This is a genomic window from Ruminobacter sp. RM87, assembly GCF_000701925.1.
GTDB classification, from domain to species: Bacteria; Pseudomonadota; Gammaproteobacteria; order Enterobacterales; family Succinivibrionaceae; genus Ruminobacter; species Ruminobacter amylophilus.
On sequence record NZ_JNKD01000044.1, the window covers coordinates 1 to 25,205 of the forward strand.

Consider the following 25,205-nt stretch of genomic DNA (forward strand, 5'->3'; position numbering starts at 1 on the left):
TTGCCGACGGTGCTGACGGTGCAATCAGCGGCAGTGCTCTGGTTAAGATTGTTTCAGAACATCTGGGCGACATCGACGCCACCTACGAAGCCCTGAAGAAATTCGTTTCAGAAATGAAATCCGGCGTATTCTGAGAACTGTGGGCTGTTACGTACGGTCCGCAGTCTGTCACTGCTCCGTCTGCGACATCTGACACACCGGAGCTTTTTAAGGAAAAAATCATGAATCACACAGAAAAACAGTCCCCGGAGGCGGATTTTGTCACTCCTCCAAAGCATATTAATTTCAAGGCGAAGAAACTCTTCCGTTTATTCTTTCGAAAGTAACCGCCAAACGTCGAACATGAGATGTCCTTTTTGTGGGAAAATGAACGTGTATGTTCATGCCAGACATCCCCTACTCTCAAAATATGACATTAAACCTCCGGTTACGTTTAATCTCACGGTGTCAGCTTTTACCGTTTAATACCATTAAGAAACGTCAGCATTCACGAATTATCGCATACGGCAGTTCCGTATAAAAAACTCAATGACGTTATACCATATTTATGGCTCGTATATCATGACATGTAACGTCATTTCTGAAAATCTCTGTCTCTGGGAACGGATATTAAGGTTTCACCAAAGGAACCTTGAATGGTCTTCTCGCCATAGCCGTTTCTGCGATTCTCGGTTTCCTTTGGTGCGGATTCTGCTGATTTTTTCAAATCCTAATCAATGGTGCTAGAAGTAAATATCATCCATCCTCTACGCAAAATTATTCTAGAATGTATTTACAAATTAATTTATTTGTTGGAACATCTAGACCATATATTGCTTTTTGATCAGAAGATATATAATGCCTCAATTTCAATTGAGAAATATAATCCTTAAGCCGATAATCATTCCCCAAATCAAGAAAATCATCCATTTCTTTATCCCAAAGAATAAATAATTCCTCAAAACCATCCAGATTACATTTCTCCGTTGGTTCAGAAACATATTTGAAGCTCCGTAATATTCTTCCACATGAAACGGCCTGTACTTCATAAATGCGTTTACATTCAGTACAGTACCAATATTCAACTGGTTCAGAACGGTTTTGAAATGAATTCCTACACTCAGCTAATTCATCCCAGCCTGTATAAAAATCCCATAAAGGAATATCAGGATTGTATGATAATGCCTTGTCAACCTCCGATTTTAAAAACACGTTCAGCCTATGTGGCGATGGACCATCCGTGTTAGTCATGTCAGCCCCACAATGGCATCCTAATCTAGCCATAATATGCTCCTATTTCATTACAATTTTACTTTTGTCATCAAACCAAACTTCCACTTCACCGGTGAAAGATATTTTTCGTTTTGCCTCTTGATAGCCCGCGTTCAAGTAGTTGATAACCTCCTTGGAATTCTTATCCCTGTTAGGTAAATATATGGCTACGGTACCGTTTTTTCCAACTTGATCGAAGGCTTCAATTATATTTTTAGCTAGTTGACTGGACTTTGTAGTGGTTGTCTTTTTGACTTCAATATCTTTTACAAAATCTTTATCGTCACTTGTTTTTATTGTTAGATCAAAGGTTTTTTTATCGATTTCATCGTGTCTCTGACGAAAAACCACTTCGTATCCCAAATCAATATAGCGTTCAGCAACAAATATAGTACCTTTGTCTGTTACTTTTCTTCCACCAGAATCTTTATAATTAGTCTGGATTGTAGTATAACCGCCTTTACCTCTTCCCATCGTTGTTGGCCTCCCATTTCATTTCTCGATAAGAAGGAAAGACTTTTATTGGTATAGAAAACCGTTTTTTCCATGCTTCTGGAAATTTTCCATACACAATTAACCCTATAGGGTGCTTCTGTCTTACAATTTCATGTAAGCCATTTAACAGCATTCTTTTTAGCACATAGCTGTCTAGACTGCCTTGAGTTGTTATTGCAAGCCAACTATTTTCGGGAAGGCCATCTAAAACCCAAGGGAAGGTGTCAGAATCTCCATACCCAACATTAGGAACCACAACAGAAAAGTTCTTCTGTAGCCAGTATGTCATCGCATAATTACGCCAACAGTTGTATGACTGCTGAGGATAATACATATTACAGAGTATACTAAAATCTAAGCCTATGATTAAAGGAAAGCGCTTCAATACAGAAACATAACGCTGACGATTATTCCATATTCGTTCAATAACTGTATCCTTAGTATAAAAGCATAAAGCACATTCTTCTGGATGCTTTTCATAAGGAGCATTGTTGAGAGTAACCATGCGTTTTACATTTGGAAATTCTGTAATCGGTTTCAGTTGGGCATGTTGATGAGGTCCAATGATTATAGCTCCTTCAATTAAATCCCAATGAAAATGGTGCTGAACTTCTTGTTCTTTGCTACACAAAGTTTCTGATTTCGTAGAACCATTCTTGCAAGCTCTGTTTTTGGATAGAGGTTTATCGCCTTTTTCAGACGTTTTACCTGCTTTTTGATTGTGGTGTTTTGACATACGTCCCACTCCTTTGCAAAAAAATTAAAGAAATAAATTCAGTATTTTTGCAAGGTGTGCTAACATGAACGTGCTTAAGGTTTTGGAAGCATACCTTGCTATCCATACTAAACTTGGATGTACGACAGGTGACATCTGCCGCTTGTTGTACATTCATCCCATGTCACGGGGTACACTACCGCTCTTTACATCATGTGATCGTATTTCTCCTTCATAGTTGTTCTAAAGGTTATCTTTATTAATTTTTTTTGCTATGTCATAAATTGCATAAACGAATTTGCTAATCTCGTTTATTTTTTCTTCTACAAAAGACTTAGAAATGCCTTGTTGTTCTGCATCCGCATGGCAACGATCATTTTGATGGGCTATTTCGTTCCTTCTTCTGTACAACTCAATCAGTACATTTTTCTCCGCCGCAACAGATTCATTTTCGTTTTTTCCTGGGTTACATCGTTGACAAACATCTTTCCATGGAATACCTATTAAATTTAATTGTTCTCTGATAATACTCCAATCTTGCATAACTTCTGCTGAATACCTGCTATTTACATATTCAAAAAACCATTCAGTTGACTCAGTATCTGCTAAGGCTTTCATAACTTCTGACATTGGAATTTCAAGATTTTTGAATTTATCAGTGATTGGCCATTCTTTTATAAAAATTCTGTATAAACCAAATTTAGTTATCTCGTGCATAAAAAAGTCTAAAATGCTTTCTAAAAAAACAATTTGACTTCTATATATATTCTCAGATTCTTTAAATTTCTCCACGGAAAGTAAATATTCTGCTACATCAAATTGTTTTCTTATAGCATTTAAACTTTCATCAAAATGTCCCTTAATTTCATGAAGCTCAAATTGTACAGGCGTTTTTACTATTAATGGATCTCTAACGTTCTCAGCACGAGGCGATAAATTGAGTTTTCTCATGTACCTATGACCACTCCTACATAGCTAAAATTTTTGCAAAATCGACATTAAGCATAGGTATGGCTCCATATCTTCCTGATATATAACCCTTGCTATACTTTTCATCTTTTCTTACATTTTTTAGTTCAGCTAAAGAGTACAAAACTGTAGATCTTTCTTCTGGTGTTAATTCAGTAAACCAGATTTGATCTCTTCTAAAAATATCAAGATCAAGCAAACCTGTTTCATGCGTTGTAAAAAACAATTGAGAATTGTTACTAATAGGTAAATTCATGAATACATTTATCAGTTTGTATAAAACAGCTTCATGCAGACTAGTTTCAAGCTCATCACAGATAAGAGTTTTATTGTTTGCCATGATATCAATCAATGGACATAACAGAGCAAATAATTTACGAATACCTACCGATTCTTCCTGCATCAGATCGGTTGAAAAATTATCGTATTTAACTTTAGCAGTTATTGCATCAATATTTTGTTTCAATAATAAATTTTTAAATTCTTCCGATAAAAAATCAGGTAATTGGGATGATTCTATTTTCTTTGTATCTATTGTGACATCTATGTCTTTAATACCCGTGCCTAAATCTTGCATAAGTGTTATAACGGCATTTTTCATCTGAGGATTAGAATTCATTTGATAAAGTGAATAATTCATCCAATTATTTTGATTTAATGGATTATAAACCACCAGTTCCTCAACAAAGAATCTGTATGCGTCTATAATTTCACTAACATTACTAAAATTAGCCGCACAAGAAAGAAGTAAACGATTAGGTTTCAACACATCATTGCACGTTGCCAATTTCCCGACAAATTTTCTTCCTGTACTAAAACCTTTATCGGAACGTTCAAATATTTTTGTTTGTCTTCCTTTGGGAACATAATACAAATACTCATCAGTTACAAGAAATTCTTTGAGAGTAAAACCGTACATATACCGAATTCCTTTAGTAACAAATTGAATTGAATATGAACTTTCACTACCGCTAGAGCTAAGTTTATGTGGATTCTGCCTAATTCCTTGTCCAATCTGATGATTAATACTGTTCATCACAAGATTCTTCACGAAAATAATAGCATCTATAAAATTACTTTTCCCTGAACCATTAGCTCCGTATATCAACGCAGAGCGAAGTACATTGTATTTTCCAAACGGGATTATTTTTTCTTTATGTGTATCATCAGTTCCTGCAAGTGCAGAAAACAAAATCTCTTTCTGTATAGATTTATGATTTGAACAAGAAAATTCTAATAGCATTGCAGTTATCCTCACAAAGTCAGCTATGATATATGATACCACGCTTAAATTCTTTTACAAGCCAAATTTGAGATTTTTTTGCAATTTTATTATTTATAATGCATGTTTTATCCTTTTAAAATTAAATATTTTATCTGAATCAAAGTTAAGGTCTAGTTAATTTTCTTTCTGCTCACCAAATAGCCACTCAACCACATTCCCGAAAATAAATCCGCTCAAAATCGCCCTTCACGTTCAGTAGATAGTAGAAGGTAACGATTTATGAATACACAAAACACCAATTTCCCCACCGCTCCTGCGGATAATGAAATGCTGAACGACATCCGGTACTCGAAAGCGCAACAAGTTGCAGAGCCCCCCCCCTTACCTTGACGTTCATCTCAAAACTACGATATGTAACACTTAATCGCAAAAAAAAACTCCAGATAACCTGCTGGTAATCCGGAGTCTGACGTTATTCCTGAAACTGCGTTTCAGGGCTATTCGAAGATTTCCTCGGGAACAAGCTCTGCCACGTCATCAAGTTTTGCCGTGGATATAAGTCTCTTCGGAGCCAAATGGTCATACCTGATTTCACCGACACCGATGAATCTGCGGTCACTTCCGTCATTCAGACCGACATAGATTCTTATAGGCTGAAGATCGGAAGTCAGCATGTTAACCGGAGTAACCTTGATGCGCTTGCCCATCATGATGTCCCTGCCCTGAATCTCATCCAGTTCAATCTCAGGAAGAGCCGATACTGCGGTATCAACCGGAAGAAGCAGATTATCAAGTGTAGAAAAAGCGGTTAACCCCTTGCTGTGTGCCTCATCAACGATGGCATTCAGGTCCTCGAAGGAAACCATTCTGTCAACCGGATAAGTACTCACCCTGGTTCTGTTCAGACGGATTACATGAGCACCGCAGCCGAGAACCTCACCCAGATCATCAATCAGGGTTCTGATATAGGTTCCCTTGGAGCAGCTCACTTTCATGCGGATATCAAAGATATCGCCTTCCGCCACTTCAAAATCATCCTCAAGATCAAAGCTGTAGATGGTAATGGTACGGGCTTCTCTCGGAATATCAATTCCCTTGCGGGCATATTCGTAATAAGGGCGTCCCTGGTACTTTAAGGCAGAGTAGATACTTGGAACCTGCTCGATGGTACCGGTAAGACCGGCCATGGCCTTAAGCAGTTCAGCCTTTGAAAAATGCACCGGAGAAGAGCTCACCAGTTCACCTTCGGCATCACTGGTGGTGGTTCTCTGACCGAATCTGGCCGTTACCTCATACTCCTTGTCGGAATCCAGCAGGAACTGGGCGAATTTGGTTGCTTCCCCCAGACAAATCGGCAGCATGCCTGTTGCCAGCGGATCCAGAGCCCCGGTATGACCGGCCTTCTGAGCATGGAAAATCCCTCTGATTCTGATCATGGCATCGTTTGAAGTGATTCCCTGTGGCTTGTTTAACAGCAGTATACCGCTGATATCACGCTTACTTCGTCGTGGCATTTTGTTTTTTCTTTAATCCTCTTCTTCAAGATTCTGTTCATTTTCCGCGGCTTCTGCGGCATTTTCTTCAGCTTCAGTGCCGAATTCCCTGCTTAAAGCCTTGTCATGAGCGATGGTTGAGGTAATCAGACTTGAAAGTCTCATACCGGTATCCAGTGATTTATCGTAATAAAAAGAAATATCAGGAACAATTCTGAGCTTCATCAGATGACCGATCTGACCTCTGAAAAAGCCTTTGGCTCTGTTGAGAACCTTTATTGCTTCCTTAACTTCAGCTTCATCATTATTAAAATTCAGGAAGGTAACGTAAACCTTGGCGTAAGACAGGTCACCTGAAACCCTTACGTCACTTACAGTTGCCATCTTGACACGCGGATCCTTGAATTCACGCTGCAGCAGAACCGCGATTTCTCTCTTCATCTGCTGTGCGACGCGATCCGCACGACTAAATTCTTTTGCCATTAAGACGTATTTTCTCCTCAAAAATACTCATGCATACGTTCGGCAACGGGAGGAGCATTCCCTCCCGTTTAATACCGAACGTTAGTCAAGAGTACGTTTAACTTCAATGTTTTCAAACACTTCGATCTGGTCGCCTTCGCGAACGTCATTGTAGTTCTTCACGCCGATACCGCATTCGAAACCGTTGGTAACTTCGCTCACGTCATCCTTGAAGCGACGGAGGGAATCAAGTTCACCTTCGAAGATTACCACGTTGTCACGGAGTACGCGAATCGGAGCTGAACGCTTGATTAAACCTTCAGTTACCATACAGCCTGCGATCTGACCGAACTTAGGATGCTTGAACACCTGACGTACTTCAGCCATACCGATGATCTGCTGCTTGATTTCTGAACCGAGAAGACCGCTCATTGCCTGCTTAACTTCGTCAATCAGGTCGTAAATAACGCTGTAGTAGCGAACGTCAATGCTGTTGGACTCAATAACCTTTCTGGCTGCATTGTCAGGACGGACGTTGAAGCCGAGAATGATTGCTGAGGATGCTGCGGCCAGGGTCGCATCGGTTTCGGTAATACCGCCTACGGCACCGTAAATGATGTTAACCTTAACTTCATCGGTTGAGAGCTTAACCAGAGAATCGCTGATTGCTTCAACAGAACCCTGTACGTCGGCCTTGAGCACAATGCTGAGTTCTGAAGCGGCACCTTCCTTGAACATATTGTCAAGCTTGGCCTTGCGCTGACGGGCAATCTTGATTTCCCTGAACTTGCCCTGACGGTAGTTGGCTACTTCACGGGCCTTCTTTTCATCTCTTACCACGGTAGCTTCATCACCTGCTACAGGTACACCGCTTAAACCGAGGATTTCCACTGGAATTGACGGACCTGCGGATTCAACGTTTCTGCCGAGTTCGTCCTTCATTGCACGAACCTTACCGTATTCAAGACCACAGAGAACGATATCACCTACGTGGAGGGTACCCTGCTTGATGAGTACGGAAGCGACCGGACCACGGCCCTTGTCGAGACGTGATTCGATAACCACGCCTGATGCCATGCCTTCGTACACGGCCTTGAGTTCAAGAACTTCAGCCTGAAGAATAATGGCGTCAAGAAGTTCATCGATACCCTGACCGGTCTTGGCTGATACGCGTACGAACTGGGTGTCACCGCCCATTTCTTCAGACACAATGCCGTGACGGAGGAGTTCGTTGATTACGCGGGTAGGATCGGCAGCCGGCTTATCAATCTTGTTGATGGCTACAACGATAGGCACGTTACCTGCCTTGGCGTGCTGAATAGCTTCGATGGTCTGAGGCATTACACCGTCATCGGCGGCTACAACCAGAACCACGATATCGGTAGCTGCGGCACCGCGGGCACGCATTGCGGTAAATGCGGCATGACCCGGAGTATCCAGGAAGGTGATGGTATCACCCTTGTTGGTCTGTACATGGTATGCACCGATATGCTGGGTAATACCGCCGGCTTCACCTGAAGCAACCTTGGTCTTGCGGATATAGTCGAGCAGAGAGGTCTTACCGTGGTCTACGTGACCCATGATGGTAACAACAGGAGCTCTAGGTTCGGCATTGTTGGTTACGTCACGATCGTTGAGAAGTTCTTCTTCAAGTTCGTTTTCCTTGCGCACCACAACCTTGTGGCCCATTTCTTCAGCAACAAGTGTAGCGGCTTCCTGGTCGATAACCTGGTTAATGGTTACCATTTCACCGAGCTTCATGAACACCTTGATTACTTCAGAAGCCTTTACGGCCATTTTCTGAGCCAGTTCGGCAACGGTGATGGTTTCACCGATAACGATGTCTCTGGTAACCGGAGCAACAGGCTTGTTGAAGGCGTGCATCTGCTGGTTGAGCTTTGCTGAACCCTTGAACTTCTTCTGGTGCTTGGCGTTCTTCTTGCTGGACATTTTGTCGTCATGTTCATCTTCAGAACGTGCATTCTTGCCTGAACGCATCTTGGTGCCGGCGGACTTGCGACGGTTTCTGTTTTCCTCTTCGCGGTCCTGTTCTTCTTCGGCTTCCTTTACGTAGCGTGAAGTTGAATCGTCATCAATTGAATCTTCCATTGCCTGACGTGCGGCATCTTCTTCGTCCCAGCGCTTCTGATTTTCTTCAACTTCTCTGGCGGCGGCTTCAGCTGCACGGCGTGATTCTTCTTCAATCTTGCGGAGAGCTTCCTGTTCCTGGGCTCTGCGGAGTTCCAGAGATTCGGCTTCCTTCTTTCTGCGGGCTTCCTTTTCAGCTGAATTGTCTGCAGTCTTCTTCTTGTTTTCAGCTTCAGCCTTTCTGCGGGCTTCCTCTTCCTTCTTCTTCGCTTCGGCTTCTTCCTTTCTGCGGGCCTCTTCCTGCTTCTTTCTGGCGTCAGCTTCAGCCTTTGCGCGGGCTTCTTCTTCCTTTCTTCTGGCTTCGGCTTCTTCTCTTAACAACATTTCGTTGGCAGACGGAGCAGAACGCTTAACAACAATTTCAGAAGAACTGCCGGTCTTTGAACTGCTCTTCCCGCTTGGCTTGCGACTTAAACGGGTTAACTTCTTACCTTCTTCTTTATTTTTCTCTTCTGTCATATTTATTCACTTAAAACTATATGGTTAACAACTGATCTCACTGAAAACATTAAGGATTCTCATGCTGTCTTTCCTTTCCGACCTGACCGGTTATCCCCGCATACCTGCCGGTTTAAACTGTCTGATAAATTTAAAACATCTTTACCTGTCAGATACTGTCAACCGGTATTGAAAATCCTATGATTTCATTCAGACGGGAAAACAGGTCTCCCGTCCGACCAGCACTATTACTTCTGTTCCAGTTCGTCCAGATTCCAGGCAATGTTACGAGCCTTGATAATCAGACTGCCTGCCTTTTCCTTATCAAATCCAGGAATGTCCAGAAGGTCATCCGTAGCACATTCGGCAAGATCGTCAAGGGTGGCGATTTCCTTGGCGGCGAGAGCGCGAACGGTTGCGTTGTCAACGCCGTCAAGATTGATTAAAGCAGCATCAACCTGCTTGCCTGACGGAGTGGATACGTTCTTGAGTGCGTCTCTTGCCACCTTCTGAAGTTCTGCAACGAGTTCATCATCGAGACCGTCAACATCCTGCATGATTACCTTAGGATCAGAGAATGCAACCAGTTCAATGGTATCAAAACGGGCATCGATAAGAGCCTGAGCGAAGTCAGAGTCGATGTTGAGAATATCACCGAAACTGCTTACCAGACGGTTCTTTTCAGCATGCTGCTTGTTTTCCAGCTCATCAGCGGTCATAACATTGATGCGCCAACCGTCACCGATAAGAGCAGAAGCGAGTCTTACGTTCTGGCCGTTTGAACCGATGGCCTTGGCATACTTTCTTTCATCGTTGTCAACACCGATCTGAACAAGCTTCTTGTCCTTGTCGATGATTGCCTGCTTGACTTCAGCAGGTTCCATGGCGTTGATTACGTATTTTGAAATATCGTCATCGTAAATGATGATGTCGATGTTTTCCTGGCAGAGTTCATTGGAAACATTCTTGATTCTTGAACCCTTCATGCCGATACATGCGCCCTTAGGATCAATGCGACGATCCTTGGCTCTGATTGAAACCTTGGCTCTGTAGCCCGGGTCACGTACAACATTTACGATTTCCAGCTGGCCTTCACCGATTTCAGGAACTTCGGTAGTAAGGAGTTCTCTGAGGAAATCATTGCTGGTACGGCTCACTTCAAGCTGAGGCCCCTTGCCGTCTGCCTTGATTGGAAGCAGGATGCCTCTTACGCGGTCACCTACACGGAATGAATCGCGAGGAAGCATGTTCTGACGACGCAGTGAGGCGATGGCGCCGTTGCCGAGGTCAAGAGCAATGTCGTTGCGTGAAATGTGCTTAACCAGACCGATTACCAGCTTGCCCACGCTGTCGATGAATTCATCGATAACCTGCTGACGTTCAGCTTCACGGATCTTCTGCTGAAGAACCTGCTTTACGGTAGTGGCAGTGATACGATCGTCAAGAATGTTGGCGGCCTTTGACAGATCATCATCGATCTTGTCGCATACGTAATCGCCTGCAACTGCATTTTCATCATCAAGTCTGGCTGCTTCAAGAGTGATTTCGCGGGTTGGGTTTTCAAGCTGACCGTCGGTATCAACAATGAGGTAGCGTCTTAGAACGGTGTAGTCACCTGACTTGCGGTCAATCTCAACCTTGATGTCCGGATCAAGATTTTCAAACTTCTTCTTGATTGCAATGGCTAAAGCACCTTCAAGAGCGTTAAAAACCTTATCACGATCAATCTGCTTTTCGTTTGAAACAGTATCAACTATTGCTAAAATCTCTTTTGACATTTCACTATTTCCTAAAAATTAATAATATTTCTAAAATCTTATGATTCAGGACTTCCTGCCCTGAACCTCAAAAACTTGTCCGGCCGATCAGATTACGGGAATCAGCTGTGCCTTGGAAACGTTAGGATAGGCAATTTCATAAACGTCATTGTCAACCTTGAGGAACAGAATATCCCCTTCAGTCTTTTCAAGAAGACCTCTGAAACGGCGTCTGTTGGCAACAGGCATGCTGACTTCAACGGTCATTTCCTTGCCGACATAGGCGCATACCTGTTCAAAGGTAAACAGATAACGGTCAAGACCTGGTGAAGAAACTTCAAGGAAATACGGATGATTGAAGATATCTTCAACGTCCATGATACCGTTGAGTTCCAGAGACACTTCCGTGCAGTCATCAATGGTTACACCGCCGTCCTTCTTGTCGATAAAAATCTGCAGAGTTGTACGCTTCGGATTATTGATAAGCTTAACACCCCAGAGTTCAATGCCTTTTTCCTCAAGTACCGGAGCAACAAGCTCTGCCACTCTCTGTTCTATTGTTGCCAATGAAAAAACTCCTATCTGTAATTCAGTTCCGCCTGATAATTTTCATAAAATGTGAACCACTCGCAATTATGAATAACCGGTCAGAACATTCTCATTTTTAAATTATCAATTATACATATTTTAAATAACAAAATTTTATTTAAAATATGTATAAAAATATAATTATTAAATATTTTTACTTTTATAAATATATAAAAAAAGCTCCGGACTCTTTTGACCGGAGCTTTCTCGATCATAAACTGTCAGTGAGTGAACATCCGACGTTCACCTCGGGAAACTCATCCGAATCACCCTTTCACCAACTGCGATTATACTATCTAGTTATGATTTATTCAACAGATTATTGCATGTCCTGCCGACACCTGTCGTTCTCCTCCACATATCTACTGAAATAGTTGTACAGCAGACTTATTCCCAGTAGAACAATACCAGCAAATAACACCGATAACGCTCTGGTGATGTCCGTATGATAACTGACGTCAAAAACAATCAGCTTGGTGGCACAGAATATACAAATAAACAGTCCCGAACGTCTGACGAGCGGAACCCTGTACCTGAACCCGCTGATCAGCATCACCGCTGACGAAAGCAGGGACAGGACGGTAAACACCACTGTTCCGAGATTCAGCGTAATGCATGCCGCAAGCAGGAAGCCGAAGTACTTGACAATGCAGTAGTAATACTTCTGAACAATGAACTTTCTATCCGTAAACATCACAGGAACACTTATCATGCAGCTTACGGCAAAAGCTGAAAGAGCCAGGAAATGATGGCTGGTGATTCCTTTGTTAATGCCCATGAACGTGCCGCACATGGCGACAGCTTCGGTAATGTACCACATTCTGCGGTTAATCAGGTTCCCCCTGTCTACAAAATCCTCGATGGAATTTCCGTAAACAAGCCTGAGTTTTCCGGCGTTACAGGCAGCCGTATTCGTGTACCGGGTGAAAAAAGCACCTGCAAAACAGACGGTTACCGCAAGCAGTGTTCCGATTCCCGACCAGGTCTTTATTGAATCACTGTCATGTGAAAAGACAGACATGAAATCAGTCTTTGTCATACCTGATAATGAAAGATTCAGGGCATATCCGAGATGCACGAGGTAGTGCGCCAGACAGGCAAGCATTATGACCGCCAGAAACTTCACATACACGGAGGTGGCAAAAACACTGATAATTTCGGCATACCTCGTTTTTCCCGCCGCAAATGCCGATAACGGCATGTGCCATCCCAGCCCCTGTCTGTCCAGAAAACATTCAGGCGTAGGTTTTCTCAGTTCATCAGCCTTTCGGTTAACGGCAAACACGACATAAAGCAGACCAAGAAGGACAGGCACATATAAGAAGCCGTATTCCGTAAGTACATAAATCCAGCCTTTTTCAAAAATATCCTTCAGGGCGGATGCGGAAATAAAATCTCTGACCGACTGTAATGCTGCAGCACCGCTGTCAAAAGCATTTATCATAACGGATGCCGTGACATACAGCGCTGCCGCCGCGGCAGCAAGATTGATGTATAACGTGTCGCGTGATTTCTCAACGGACTGGTAAACCAGCAGCATGACTGGAACGGCCGGCAGTATAAAGAACATCAGATAATAGAACGAATCGGAATATTTTCCTAAACTTATTACCGAAGTACCCATTACGGTAAGGACAGCTCCCTTTAAAAAACTGAAGCGGCATCTGGTAACCAGTGCTTCAAGAAAATGCCAGCAGGCAGGAATCAGCAGAATCCAGACGTATCCGTATTCTCTGACATCATGGTAGTAAACCAGGAGCGCGTATAAAAGCACCAGAGAAAGAACCTGATGAGCTATTCTGTATTTTCCGGACATCTCCACGCTCATTACCCAGACGGTAATCACGTAGGCGAATACCGTAAACAGAGAACCGCCCGGTGCGGAATCAAAATGATATCCGAAGAAAATCATTATTACCGCGGCAACTAACGGTATCAGATCCTTTCTGATGCAGGTAAACGCAAGATACATGATTATCGGCAGAGACCAGTAAACATCACTGCGGTCCGTCATGTGCAGAATGAAATAATCATACAGACTGAAAAGCGCCATCCAGATGAGCACAAGTCCCGGAAGCAGGAAACCGTACACTTTAGGGTATACAGGCCTTACCAGCAGCATAACCGCACCGGCAACCAGGATATAGCTCAGAGTATTTGCCACATTCCTCCAGCCGTCGTCCAGCCCCGCGTATACAAAAAGATACATGGTGCAGAATGCCAGTATCAGCGAAAGCATGTGCTTTTTCATCACCCCGAAAACCAGATATCCGGTAACCGGCACCCACCAGTACAGAGGAAGTACCGCAGGTACTGATACCGCTGATGAGCCACCTGCATGCACATGTCCGGAATATGCCATAATCACCATGGCAAACCACATAAGGAAGCAGCCGGCGTCGGTTGCCAGCCTGTACCAGACGGAGCCGTCCCTGAAATTTTTTCCGAAACAGGTAAGCATCCAAATTCCGAAGGTTCCCGTGAGAGTCGCGGTATTGAAAAGCATCCTTCCGCTTTCTGACCAGTCTGGATAAACATTTCTGTAAACCAGCGCACTGCCGGCACACAGCATCAGAACACTAAGTATATTAAGGAACCCCGATCTGTACCGCCAGCTTATGAAGTATACCGGAACAAACAGAATGTACAGTGCGGGAATAAGCGCTGTCTGAGTATGGAAGAAGCCGTTTACCGCAAGCAGCAGAAAAACAGACATTCCCGTCGTGTACCCGGTAACGGCAGCCGGAGAAAGCTTTCTGCCGAAATTCTTCAGAGCGTCCCCGAAATAACAGATACCCAGTACGGCCGTGTATAAAATCCAGATTGCCGTACCTGCCGCAGGGGAATCATGAAAATGCGATGACAGAAATCCGTGATTACCGTAAAAACCGTAAAAACAGGTGACAAGTGCTACGGATATTATCTTAATTCCGCTGAAGAAAAAGCTGTTATCCTCACGCTGAGCAACAGTGTTCTGAACAGTCCTGTCAGGCACTGAGGCAAAAGAACTGCCGACATGTTTCAGAGCGACAAGACCGCATATTCCCGCAAAAAGTCCGAGACCGCAGCTCCAGTGCAGATAATTCTCAACACATACGGCCAGCATGGCGACCGCGGCAAAGGAAACGGCGGTAATCAGCAGTCTGAGGTTCTTAACCCTGTCGCGGGCAAATCCGAACAGACAGATGAACACGGGAAGAAACGCCGCGGCAAGCATCGTGAATCCGGTCAGGCTGTTTTCAGCGACAGAATGTCCTCTCACTGCCGTTCCCGTGAATGTCATGACAAATCCTGTCAGACCACCGGCGATACTGTATGCCGCTGCCGCACCAGCGGATTCATTCTTAACATATCCGGTATTTTCCCCTGTCACCTTTTTCTGCATGAAAGTTCCTTCTTCCGGGGAATCAGTCCCCTTAATCAGAAACAGTGTTAAGACGCCGAAAATGATTATCGCTGACCAGAGGATATCCGAATACATGTAGTGTCTGCCTGAAGGCAGTACCCAGATGGAACAGAAGATAAAAAAGAGAATGACAAGGACATTGACGCCGATGTATTTGAAATATGAAGCTCCTTCGCCAAAAACCTGGTTCAGCCCGTTTCTGATGTTCTCATTAACACATTCCACGACAGAAACGTAACCGCCTCCGCACCTGTCTTCCGCGGTTCTGACCATGTGCAGATAATATGCGGCGGCTGATACCGCAGCCGTACCGCCCACAACGCAAAGAGCCGGCAGTACATGACCGTAATCAGCATTCATGATATGGCGCATGCTCATCTGCATCATGTAAATTATCGCCAGAAAAGTACAGCAGAGGACATCGGACATTTTCGGAGTCTGTGATTTTATAACGGACACAATGCAGAACCTTATACCGAATGCCAGAGCCATCCCCCATATGAGAAGAGAATAATCCGGAACCGTTAATCCGGCCACAGCCAGCATTACCGCAAGCGAATTCATGACAGCTCCGGCACGGGACCGTAAGATTTCTTTTCTGCAGAGTGATGACAGCAGGCTGTCCGTCACCATCAGAATACAGAATGATGACATCATGACAGCGGTGTACGCAATGACGCTGTCGAACATTTTACCGATAATCAGCAGACCGGCAAATTCAGAGAGCAGCAGAGCCCCGGCTGACGCGGCAACTCCCGTCATGAACAGTTTTTCCCCGTCGGGATGTCCGGATTCATCCGTCTGATAGCAGTTTACAATAATCATCACCTTCTGCAGCATGATGAGACCGAGAACGGCCAGAGCCAGAATCATGCCGCCTGAGGAACCTGTCCGGACCCCTGCGCCGGCGCAGAGAGACACCATGGCAAAACCGACACTTCCGCACATAAATGACCACTGATGCTTTCTTAAGATGCTGACGGCAATTGTCGGCAGCTGGGACAGCATTATCAGCATGCATGCGAAAACAAAAGAATTGCTTTCCATGAATGAAACCAGAGGAATACTGCCAATTACTCCCGTCTGGGCTATCAGACTGAACACGCCGTGTCTTCTGAAGGTCATATGCGTCAGCATGAAAGTCCACAGTCCCAGAAAACATATCCAGGCACTACTCCCTCCGGGAATTATGTCAAAATATATAAAACCTGCCGCCATGGTAACGTACAGGAGAGCAAAACCGATGGAGGAAAGAGTAACTCTTCCCAGCCTCAGTCTGGCAATGGATAAGGCTTTTTCATTCCGGTCGGCCTTATAACCGCCAAAATAAATCATGACCCCGGAAAACGCCAGCATGGTGAAGAATCTGGCATACGGACCGAATGAGAAATGGATGCTTCTGGCTATCATGACAAAGCCTATTACCAGCAGGATTGCGGCTCCTATGCCTGCAATCATCTTTCCGGTAATCATTTCGAGGAACTCACCGCCTGAACTTCTGCGGGCTCTAGCATCTTCCGTGTTCACACCTGAGGAATAATTTCCGGAGCAGCCTGCAGTCTGAGTGTCATCCATGATGTCAGACGAAAAACCGTCCGCGGAATCTTCCAGAGCGCAGGTCTTTTCAGTAAGTTTCGGTGAAACTTCATCTTCGAATACCGCATTTTGAGAAGAAACGACTTCCGGTGTCTCTGCGGCACTGCCGCTGTCTTCAGGACGGTCTTCTGATACGTTTACACCGATATCTTCAGAAACCGCAGATTCCCTAAAAACGGGCTCTTCACTGCTATGAGTTTTTTCTGCCGAAGTCTCTTTTTTCTCTTTAATATAGGACTCCATCAGAGCCAGAAGACCGTCACAGTCCTCATCAGAGAGCCTGTCTGACAGAATTTCATCGAGTCTCCGGTGAATTCTCTCCCTGCGTGATTTTTCGTCATGTCGTTCATGGCGCATGTTCTCTCCAGATGACACAGGGCCTTTATCCGGGACGTTATTATTATCTGTCATTTCCCCTCCTTTTAACCTTAGACATCAGCCTATCTGCCTTTATCAGATTTTATCAGCTCGCTTATTTTTCCCTTTGAAAGGAGATCCTTTCGCAGCTCCGCAAGGGTAATAACCTTCGGGCTTATGGAAAGAGGTCTTACGGCCTTTACCGTCATGTACCCGAGTCTGGTGGAATAGATCCCTGCAGCCACCCCCTGGCCTAAAGCCGCACTGAGCTTTCCGGCAATCCCGGCTCCGATGACGTCGACGGCCGCATCGGTCGCCAGATCGGTCATTCCGATGAGAATCAGGTTTCTCGCAACTCTGCGGTAGAGCTGCATTCGTCCCCAGACACCGGTACTGAGTCCGTATACCTCGGAAATCTCCCTGATCATTCTCAGAGACCTTGCAAGAGTAAGAAACATGTCCAGCCAGGCCACAGGGCTCAGGGCCACTATCACCCCGTTTTCCCGTGAACGTTTCACTATGACCTTCTTGGCTCTTTCATCCATGTCCTTCAGGACAAAAGCCTCATACAGATCAAACACCTCCCTCGGAGAAAAATGAGGCTGGAGTCTTTTCATAAAGCTTTCCCAGCATTTTCTCCTGTCCGCACCGGAATCCTTCGCAAGATTTCTGCAGATTTTCACGGCATCGGCAAATGAACCGGACGCACATGCCTGAAGCACCTCCTCGCGGTGCTCATCCACGTGCTTGAACATCAGAACCGAACTGAATTCACGGTAAATGCAGAATACTGAAATCACAAAGGCCAGAATGAAAACCACACTCCAGAAAATTCCCGTAACTGAACCGGTGGCAAATGCCGAACTGATAATTGAATAGGTCTGAAGACCGCCGTAACAGAGAAGGAGGATGAGTATCCAGAGAACCGGACTGCTCCAGAATTTTACGGGAGCTACAGGTTCATCCTCCTGCTCCTCCATGGGAACGGTGGAAGAACCTGCAAGAGCCTCATCACTCTGTTCCACCTCCAACAGTTTATGTCCGGAGGAATCAAGAGTGAAACTCTTAACCATTGTCTCCCCGGGACTGATGTCCCTGCTCCTGTCTTCGACAGCGGCAGCTCCGACATCCGGGTGCACATCCTTAAGACGCTGTCCCGGGTTAAGCTTAAAGCCCGCCTTCATGCTTTCATCAAAATCTTTGCTCATTACTGTTTTTCCGCAGATACTGTTTCAAGCCGTTACAGCTTGTCACCTAAAATATACTGAAGCAGAATGTCCATGTTGATTTCGGGAATCACGTCTCCAGGATTAATCTTCGGAGGTTTCAGATCCCTCATCTCGAAATACTTCTGGAAAAACTCCATACACTCTCTTGACCACTTCGGCGGCACGCTGCCCGGGAAGAAAGGAGCCTCGTCGCCGTAGTCTGTGGTCAGAACCTGCACCTGTTTTCCCTCATGTTCCGCATACATGCATTTAGTGGCCCTTATGGCAGACAGAATCATGAACTCGCAGTTTGATCCGTCAGCCCTCACTCTGGTTGAAGCCTGCTTTACCATGGAACGAAGCAGACTCAAAAGATTCGGATACTGATCCATGGTAACCATATCGGCCTTGGCGGCCGCAAAAATCACCTTGTCTATTTTCGGAGAAAACAGACGCCCGAGCAGACTGCTGTTACCGTAGCTGAAATTTTCAAGCAGGACATCAAAGGTGTCATTGATGTCCATGAACGTTTCCCTGCCGCCCATCAGCGCCTTGAGACAGTCAATGAGAATGATCTGTCTGTCGAGCCCTGAAAAGCAGTCGCGGTAGAATTTTCTCACCACCTGTTCACGATATGCCTCATAACGTTCCTCCATGGTGCGGTACAGGGAGCCGGAACCGCAGTTCTCCGGTATGTCCCAGACCCATGGAACAAATTCAAGAATCGGGGCCCCCGCAAGATCTCCCGGAAGGACGAAACGTCCAGGCACCACCATGGCAAAGCCCTGCTCCTTGCACTGCTTCAGCCAGGAGGTATAGGCCTGTACCACACGGTGCAGCTCATATTCCCTTACCGGTTTGTCGGCTTCAAGAGAGGCACCGGCCTTAATCCACTCCGACATATCGGTAACGGATGACAGTGCGGCCGTTCTCTTTCTGATTTTCTCGCTGAATTCTGCATAATCAAGCTTTAGAAGCATCAGATCCATCAGCCATTCCCCTGGATAATCCCATATGTCAATGTATAAATGATTCTTCTTGGACAGGGAAAACCAGTCATCGTTCCGATAAACAAGTTCAAGTCTGATTTCACTTATGCCGACGGTAGGCTCAGGCCATGCCGGAGGTTCTGAAATCAGTGAAGCATAGGCATTCTGATACGGAAAGGCGGCAACTTTCAGATCTCTCGGTCTGGCAAGCCCGCCATAGGATATTCCTTTGGCATCGTATGCGGTGAACCTGGGCAGACGCTCAGCGGTTCCGACCTCTCCGAAGGTTGACAGCAGATTAACCAGAGATGTTATGAAAGCAGTCTTTCCGCCTCTGGACAGACCTGTTACCCCGAGACGTATCTCCCGATCCATCATCAGGTTGATACCTCTGTTCACGGCATTTGTTAAATCGTTAAATATATTCATGGACCGCATACCTGCAGTTTGATGAAAAAACGTCACATCCATGCACCGGTCATTCGGAATCAGTTTTCCCTCCGGTGCGGCAGCGCGGATAGTTCAGAAAAATGAGGAACATTTCCCTGAAAACCGCCTCTTTTAACTATACCACATTTGTATAAATGATTTTTGAACGGGTATGTTTTTTGTCGTTCTAACACAGCAAAAACATGACGGCTCCGCTTTTCTTTGACCGGAATCATCCGTAAAACCACGGTTTCTTATCATATTTTGCCGGCGCGCAAATATCTTAAGGAGTCAAAACATGCTATAATCAGTGCTTGCATTACATCTAACCGGTACTTGACCGTACAGAACTTTTTTACGTAAGGATGGAGATTATGGCACGTCACACTTCTATTTTCTTAAACATGCAGGATTATAGAGATCAGGTGCCCGAAACACAGAGATTCCATCTGAACGAAGTGCAGGATCCGGACTTTCTGCCCCTGAGCTTCCGCAGACGCATTGAAAAGCTGGAGGAGGACGTCAGGGTACAGGGTTCCATCTCCACGGATCTCAATTCTCTTTTCATCGTGCTGAACCTCAGAATGAAGGATCTGACAAAGGAGCCTCTTCCCGAACTGTACAGACAGCTCAGAACCACACTCAAAAAACACGCCGGAATTGAAATAGCACCTCCGGGCAACATTCTTGAGCTTAATGAAAACACCAGATTCCGCATCTGTCCGGCCTTTGATCTGAACAGGGATCCCGACATTGTTTCCGCACGTCAGAACTGCGGAGCCGCCAATCTCGGCAGAATTCTCGAGAACCGCATCAAAACGGCCTCAAACAAAATAAACAATTTCGCCGTAAGTCTTCATGTATTCGAATCACTGTTTCTGGTCAACAACCCGGGATCGTTTCTTAATACCGAGCAGCGTTATTTTCTGCAGAATTTCATCGAAAACGAGTGTTTTCCGGCAGATACCCAGCGTTATCTGCAGAGCTGCTTCTCCCAGATAATAGATCTGGCTCCGCAGATAAACGAGCTCAATCCGGAAAAAGCCTATCTCAAACCTATTAAGAATCCGGACGTTCTGAACAAATATCTCAGAATAATCAGCGGCATGGCCGCCCTTTCCGAACACAAGGTAACCTTCGAGCAGTCTCCGTACAGAGAAAAGCTTGTCGAAATGACCCGAAGGGCGAGAGTCAAAAACACCGCCGACACTCTTCCCGGAACCATTCAGGAAAAGAATCTCTCAGCCCTGCTTCAGAGAGAAATCGGAGACACCGACGTATTCAGCAGTTTTGAACCTCTTTTCAAAAACAAATCAGTCTGCCGCATGGATCAGAAAAGCATAAATCTTCATCTTGAACACTGCCGCAGGTATTTCGACATTGAAGGCTACACCGACTCCTCCATGCTGACCTTCAAGACCGGCCACGACTTGGCTCTCATAGGAGGCATGGCAGTGGATGATGCCAATATGTACATGGCAAAGACCTCCGCAGCCGCAGAAAGCAGACACTGGGATTTTGCCCTTAACGGCAGTCCTTTCATTCACCAGATCCATTCGGCAGGCAAATACAGATACCAGCCGGTTCAGCCGTCGGACAACGAGCAGGGACTTAAATATCTGGCAGGCATGCTTAACAAATCATACACCGTTCCCCTGCTGAATGACCAGCTGATTCTCATTGCCGCCAACCTTGAATACAGACTTCTGGCGGAAGATACCCTCTGCGGCAGACTTACGGACGTGGAACGCATCAAAACCTTCATCATACTGGTCAACTGGTTCAGAAATGCCACGAGAGCAAACGACAGCACCTCCTACGATCTGCGTAGCAGTCTGGACTATTTCGGCAGCATCATTGCGATATTCGCCTTCATGCACAGAAACGAGATATATGACAGTCATCTGACCATGCTGAGCGTTTTCCCTGAATGCAGGGACTACGCCCTGTACAGACTGTCAGCACTGAATTCCGAAGGAAAACTCACTCAGGAAAACAGTCTGCCGTATATCTTCAGCGGCTTTATTCTTTCCCATCCTGGATACAATCTCAACATCCGTATTCAGGGAGATGCCAGACCGGTACTCTACAGTCATGCCAGAAAGCTGTTCAATGCCATGATTGCCGAGGATCCACGGCTTCCGGCCAAACTTCTGCAGGGACTTGAGTTTACGGACACCCCGGTGGAACTTACCGACAGATATCCAAGCCTCAAGTCCTTCAAAAACAAGGTTATAGCTCCGATGCTGCCGCCTAAGGTGGTTCTTGGAGAAAAGGGACGGGAACTCGTCAACGGCATCGTAACCAGAATAAAGAAGGAACAGGACACCTTCCTCACCTACCTGGGGAGTGCGGGAAGCAACGTATGCAACGATCTTGTCTACCGCATATATGAATACAGTCTCTCGGGAGAAAACAGGCTTCCCACCGGTCTGAGAAATTTCAGAAAGACACTGCTGAATTCTGATACCAGCTCCTTTGCGGAACTCAGACAGCAGTTCAATCTGAATATTTCCTATCACAGCTGCTGCGCCCGCATTTTCTCCGAATGCGCATCCATCCTGGACGTCACCATATTCCCTAATTTCAGTTTTGAATCAGAGGAACTGGTGGTAAACGCCTTCGACTACATGACTTTCGGTGAGCTTAAACTGAAATCGCATCCGTACAACAGAAAGCTTATTCTTCCTTACCGCATCATTCTGAACACCTGCACCGGATTCAAGACCATCAAGCTCATTCACGAGTTCTTCAGCAACGTCATCAGCAGAAAACAGCTGAAGGAACTGCAGGACTACAGCAACGAACAGATAAGCGATCTGCTGACCTACGTCGCCAGAATCACCGAAATAAAAATGAGTACCAATCTCCGCTGCAGATTCAAAAACACCGCCGACAAAAACAGATACGAATTCGACGGTCTGCAGAAAGGACTGTTCCGCTCACTGTTCAGAATTCTGGTAACCGGCGGAGAGGTTGATCTTCTCAACCGCACGGTGCGCAGCCTGAACAAACTGCTCAAGGAACCGGTAATCGAAGAAAATGAAATGACCATCAGAAAATTCGCTTCGGCAAGAGGCGGATACTTCGGCGGTCTGCCGGATCATGACGACCTGATGCCAAAGGTTAATTCACCTGAAAATCTGGATATGGATTTAATCAGCCAGACCACTCTGGAAACCCGGAAGGTTCAGGAAATCCTTGCTCCGATCTTTGCTGAAAACGACACCGGATACAGTTCCGCAGAAACAGCACAGGTTCCGGAAAAGAAAGCGGAGACCGTCACAGAAGACTCCGGAAAGAATGCCGGGAAAAAGCAGAATGAAGAGACCGCACCTGAAAATGTATCAGGCATGGCCGTACTCGAGCTCCTTGCTCCGGAATACCAGGCTCTGCTGAAACGACTGCTGCAGGTAGGTGAATTTACCATGAATGACTTCAAAAGCTTCTGTGCCGAAAAGAATCTCATGGCTTCAGGAGCCATGGAGGTAATCAACAGCTGGGCCCTGGAACAGTTTGACTGTACCATCATCGAAGAAGACGAGCCGATGTTCTTCGACAGAGATCTGCTGACTGAACTTTTTGAATAGGCGTAACCGACCGCAGAACAGCCTGAGCAACAAATGCTCAGGTTATTTTTTCAGGTCTGACGCTTTTTCGGAAACAACACCGTCAGAGACCGGATTTCCGGGAACGGTGTCAGTAACTTCTGAAACAATCTCCCCGTCTGCCAGAATGGTTCTGATGCGATCCCCCCTGCCCACTCCGGAGACCGTTACGCCCTTTCCTGATTCATCAAGGGTAACGGAATACCCCTGAGTCAGAATCTTCAAAGGATTGTTGGCATTAAGAAGGGAGGCTCCGGAAACCAGTCTGTGCCTCAATTCCTTAAGATGCATTTCCATAAGCTGCAACATCTTCTGTCCGGAGAGAGAGCATCTCGCCGAATATTCCGTTATGATATTCTTTGGATTCTGGCGGTTGAACCTTTCGTTTACGGCATTGAACGCGGCTGTACGCACCTGCAGAGCCCTGATAAGTGAAAGACGCATCCTTCCCTGAAGCTCCTGAAGCCCCGTTCTTACCGCCGAAAGCCTCTTTTCAGGAGCATAGTTGCAGAATCCAGCTCTTACCGCATTCAGACGCTGTCTCTCATAACCGATGCGTCCGGTTCCCGCATTCCACAGTCTGCGTTTAAGCATGGCAAGTCTTTCAATGGAATTATCAAGGCTTGCACTGACCATCTCGGCGGCGGCAGTCGGTGTCGAGGCACGCATGTCGGCAATGTAATCCATTATGGTGACATCCCCTTCATGACCTACGCCGCTGATAACAGGGATAACCGACATTTTGGTGTAACGGGCAAGACCTTCATCATTGAAGCAGCTGAGATCCTCCACGCTGCCACCGCCGCGAACCACCAGCAGCACCTGACAGACATTGTGTCTGTTGGCATACCACAGAGCGTATTTAATACTCTGCACGGCCATGCTGCCCTGAACAATGGCGGGATACACCACTATATTGATAAAGCGGTTGCGTCTTTTAATGGTTCTGATGACGTCTTTTACGGCCATGCCGTCCGGTGAGGTGATTATCCCCACGGTGTGAATGTTTGCGGGAATGGGCTTCTTGCTCTGGATGTCGAACAGACCTTCAGAACGGAGCAGCTCCAGCGTTTTCAGAAACGCCCTGTAAAGATCTCCCGGTCTGTCCTGAATTTTAAGGGAGGAGCCCCACAGTGTCACCTTCCCCTTTGGCCTGTAAAATGAAACCCTGCCGCTGATGACAACCGTAACGCCGTCACGGATGCGCTCAAACTGATGCTGGATGACACCTGAAGGAAAAGCCACGCTGAGTTCATTCTCGGCATCCTTGATGATGCAGTAGAAATAACTTCCGCGGCGGTTGTTTCCGCAGTTGCTGAGTTCCCCCTGAACCGTTACGGCATATCTGTTTCCGAAAAGCCCGGCTATTTCATTATTAAGCTCGCTTACGGAATAAACATGAGGTTCCGCCATTTTCGGAGAAAGCCCCAGATCGGCCAGTTCCGGAGAGCTTCTGCCGTCATTCCGACAATTGCCGTTACCGACGGAAACGTTGTAATCAGAGAACATATCGTAATCCTTCATTGCTCCTCCAGAAATTCTCCTTTATTTCAGCTTAACTGCAGGCTGAAATAGCATCAAACTGCGGTAATTTTAGATTCTTTTCGAAAATTATTCATCAAAATACAAAAACATTTTGCATTTTTCCCGCTAAATATATAATATATGCACAAAATACATCTTTTATGTGTTTTTATCTCCTTATTGTTTAGTTGTTTTGTGCCTAGAGCTCTGCTCTAGGCTTTTTTATTTCCGACCTGCTTTTTAAAGAAATAAAAAAGCACTTCCGCATTAGAGTGCCCCCCGAAAGTTGAACAAAACTTCGGGGGTTATATTTATGAAGCTTACGTACGAAGATAAAGTCGAGATGTATCGACTTTGGAAAGAAGATCATTACAGTTCAATAAGACTTGCAACACTATTTAAATGCGACAGAACCTCAGTGACCTACATAGTAAAGCTAATTGATATTCATGGAATATCTGTAGTTCAGAAAAAGAAAAATAGGGAGTATTCAGCAGAATTTAAGGAAGAAGCAATCCGGAGAGTTTTGATACAACATGAAAGTATA

Annotated in this window: 16 protein-coding genes and 1 pseudogene; 2 read left to right on the top strand and 15 right to left on the bottom strand. The window is 45.4% G+C overall.

Annotated elements, in window-relative coordinates; all coding sequences use genetic code 11:
* Window positions 1–574: 574 nt before the first annotated feature.
* From T489_RS15630 to T489_RS0108880, 14 genes are all read right to left on the bottom strand, one after another.
* Window positions 575–706: a hypothetical protein gene (locus tag T489_RS15630; protein ID WP_255326993.1), complete on the bottom strand. Its 132-nt coding sequence runs from the start codon at window positions 704–706 to the stop codon at window positions 575–577.
* Window positions 707–756: 50 nt separating this feature from the next.
* The gene (locus T489_RS0108815) at window positions 757–1,263 is read right to left on the bottom strand and encodes a hypothetical protein (protein WP_031579685.1); all 507 of its coding nucleotides are present in this window, start codon (window positions 1,261–1,263) and stop codon (window positions 757–759) included.
* A 9-nt stretch (window positions 1,264–1,272) separates the two neighbouring features.
* On the bottom strand, window positions 1,273–1,725 hold the full coding sequence (locus T489_RS0108820) for a hypothetical protein (RefSeq protein WP_031579686.1): 453 nt from the start codon (window positions 1,723–1,725) through the stop codon (window positions 1,273–1,275).
* The gene (locus T489_RS0108825) at window positions 1,712–2,482 is read right to left on the bottom strand and encodes a DUF4417 domain-containing protein (protein ID WP_031579687.1); all 771 of its coding nucleotides are present in this window, start codon (window positions 2,480–2,482) and stop codon (window positions 1,712–1,714) included. The genes T489_RS0108820 and T489_RS0108825 overlap by 14 nt, the downstream gene beginning before the upstream one ends.
* 222 nt (window positions 2,483–2,704) lie before the next feature.
* Window positions 2,705–3,412, bottom strand: a complete 708-nt coding sequence (locus T489_RS0108830; RefSeq protein ID WP_031579688.1) for a HEPN domain-containing protein — start codon at window positions 3,410–3,412, stop codon at window positions 2,705–2,707.
* Window positions 3,413–3,428: 16 nt separating this feature from the next.
* A complete protein-coding gene (locus T489_RS0108835; protein ID WP_031579689.1) occupies window positions 3,429–4,673 on the bottom strand; it encodes an AAA family ATPase in 1,245 nt (414 codons plus the stop codon).
* A 479-nt stretch (window positions 4,674–5,152) separates the two neighbouring features.
* Window positions 5,153–6,169, bottom strand: a complete 1,017-nt coding sequence (gene truB, locus T489_RS0108840) for a tRNA pseudouridine(55) synthase TruB (RefSeq protein ID WP_031579690.1) — start codon at window positions 6,167–6,169, stop codon at window positions 5,153–5,155.
* 12 nt (window positions 6,170–6,181) lie between these two features.
* A complete protein-coding gene (gene rbfA, locus T489_RS0108845; protein ID WP_031579691.1) occupies window positions 6,182–6,631 on the bottom strand; it encodes a 30S ribosome-binding factor RbfA in 450 nt (149 codons plus the stop codon).
* Between the two features lie 81 nt (window positions 6,632–6,712).
* Window positions 6,713–9,217, bottom strand: coding sequence for a translation initiation factor IF-2 (gene infB / locus T489_RS0108850; RefSeq protein ID WP_031579692.1), 2,505 nt, complete (start codon window positions 9,215–9,217; stop codon window positions 6,713–6,715).
* A 227-nt stretch (window positions 9,218–9,444) separates the two neighbouring features.
* Window positions 9,445–10,974 carry a transcription termination factor NusA gene (gene nusA / locus T489_RS0108860; RefSeq protein ID WP_031579693.1) on the bottom strand — a complete coding sequence of 510 codons (1,530 nt, stop codon included), beginning with the start codon at window positions 10,972–10,974 and terminating at the stop codon, window positions 9,445–9,447.
* Window positions 10,975–11,061: 87 nt separating this feature from the next.
* The gene (gene rimP, locus T489_RS0108865) at window positions 11,062–11,520 is read right to left on the bottom strand and encodes a ribosome maturation factor RimP (protein WP_031579694.1); all 459 of its coding nucleotides are present in this window, start codon (window positions 11,518–11,520) and stop codon (window positions 11,062–11,064) included.
* 340 nt (window positions 11,521–11,860) lie between these two features.
* A complete protein-coding gene (locus tag T489_RS0108870; RefSeq protein WP_031579695.1) occupies window positions 11,861–16,954 on the bottom strand; it encodes a DUF2339 domain-containing protein in 5,094 nt (1,697 codons plus the stop codon).
* Window positions 16,955–16,983: 29 nt separating this feature from the next.
* Complete coding sequence (locus tag T489_RS14380) at window positions 16,984–18,108, bottom strand: YcjF family protein (RefSeq protein WP_051621943.1); 1,125 nt, start codon at window positions 18,106–18,108, stop codon at window positions 16,984–16,986.
* A 32-nt stretch (window positions 18,109–18,140) separates the two neighbouring features.
* Window positions 18,141–19,526 (bottom strand): YcjX family protein, encoded by a 1,386-nt coding sequence (locus T489_RS0108880; RefSeq protein ID WP_031579697.1) that lies wholly within the window; start codon window positions 19,524–19,526, stop codon window positions 18,141–18,143.
* A 374-nt stretch (window positions 19,527–19,900) separates the two neighbouring features.
* Between T489_RS0108880 and T489_RS0108885 the strand changes: the two genes are divergently transcribed.
* Window positions 19,901–23,116 (top strand): tellurite resistance TerB C-terminal domain-containing protein, encoded by a 3,216-nt coding sequence (locus T489_RS0108885; protein WP_031579698.1) that lies wholly within the window; start codon window positions 19,901–19,903, stop codon window positions 23,114–23,116.
* A gap of 42 nt (window positions 23,117–23,158) precedes the next feature.
* Here the strand turns inward: T489_RS0108885 and xseA are convergent, their stop codons facing one another.
* Window positions 23,159–24,658, bottom strand: coding sequence for an exodeoxyribonuclease VII large subunit (gene xseA, locus T489_RS0108890; RefSeq protein ID WP_031579699.1), 1,500 nt, complete (start codon window positions 24,656–24,658; stop codon window positions 23,159–23,161).
* Between the two features lie 313 nt (window positions 24,659–24,971).
* Here xseA and T489_RS0108895 point away from each other — a divergent pair.
* Window positions 24,972–25,205: pseudogene (locus tag T489_RS0108895) on the top strand (IS3 family transposase); the annotation flags it as partial.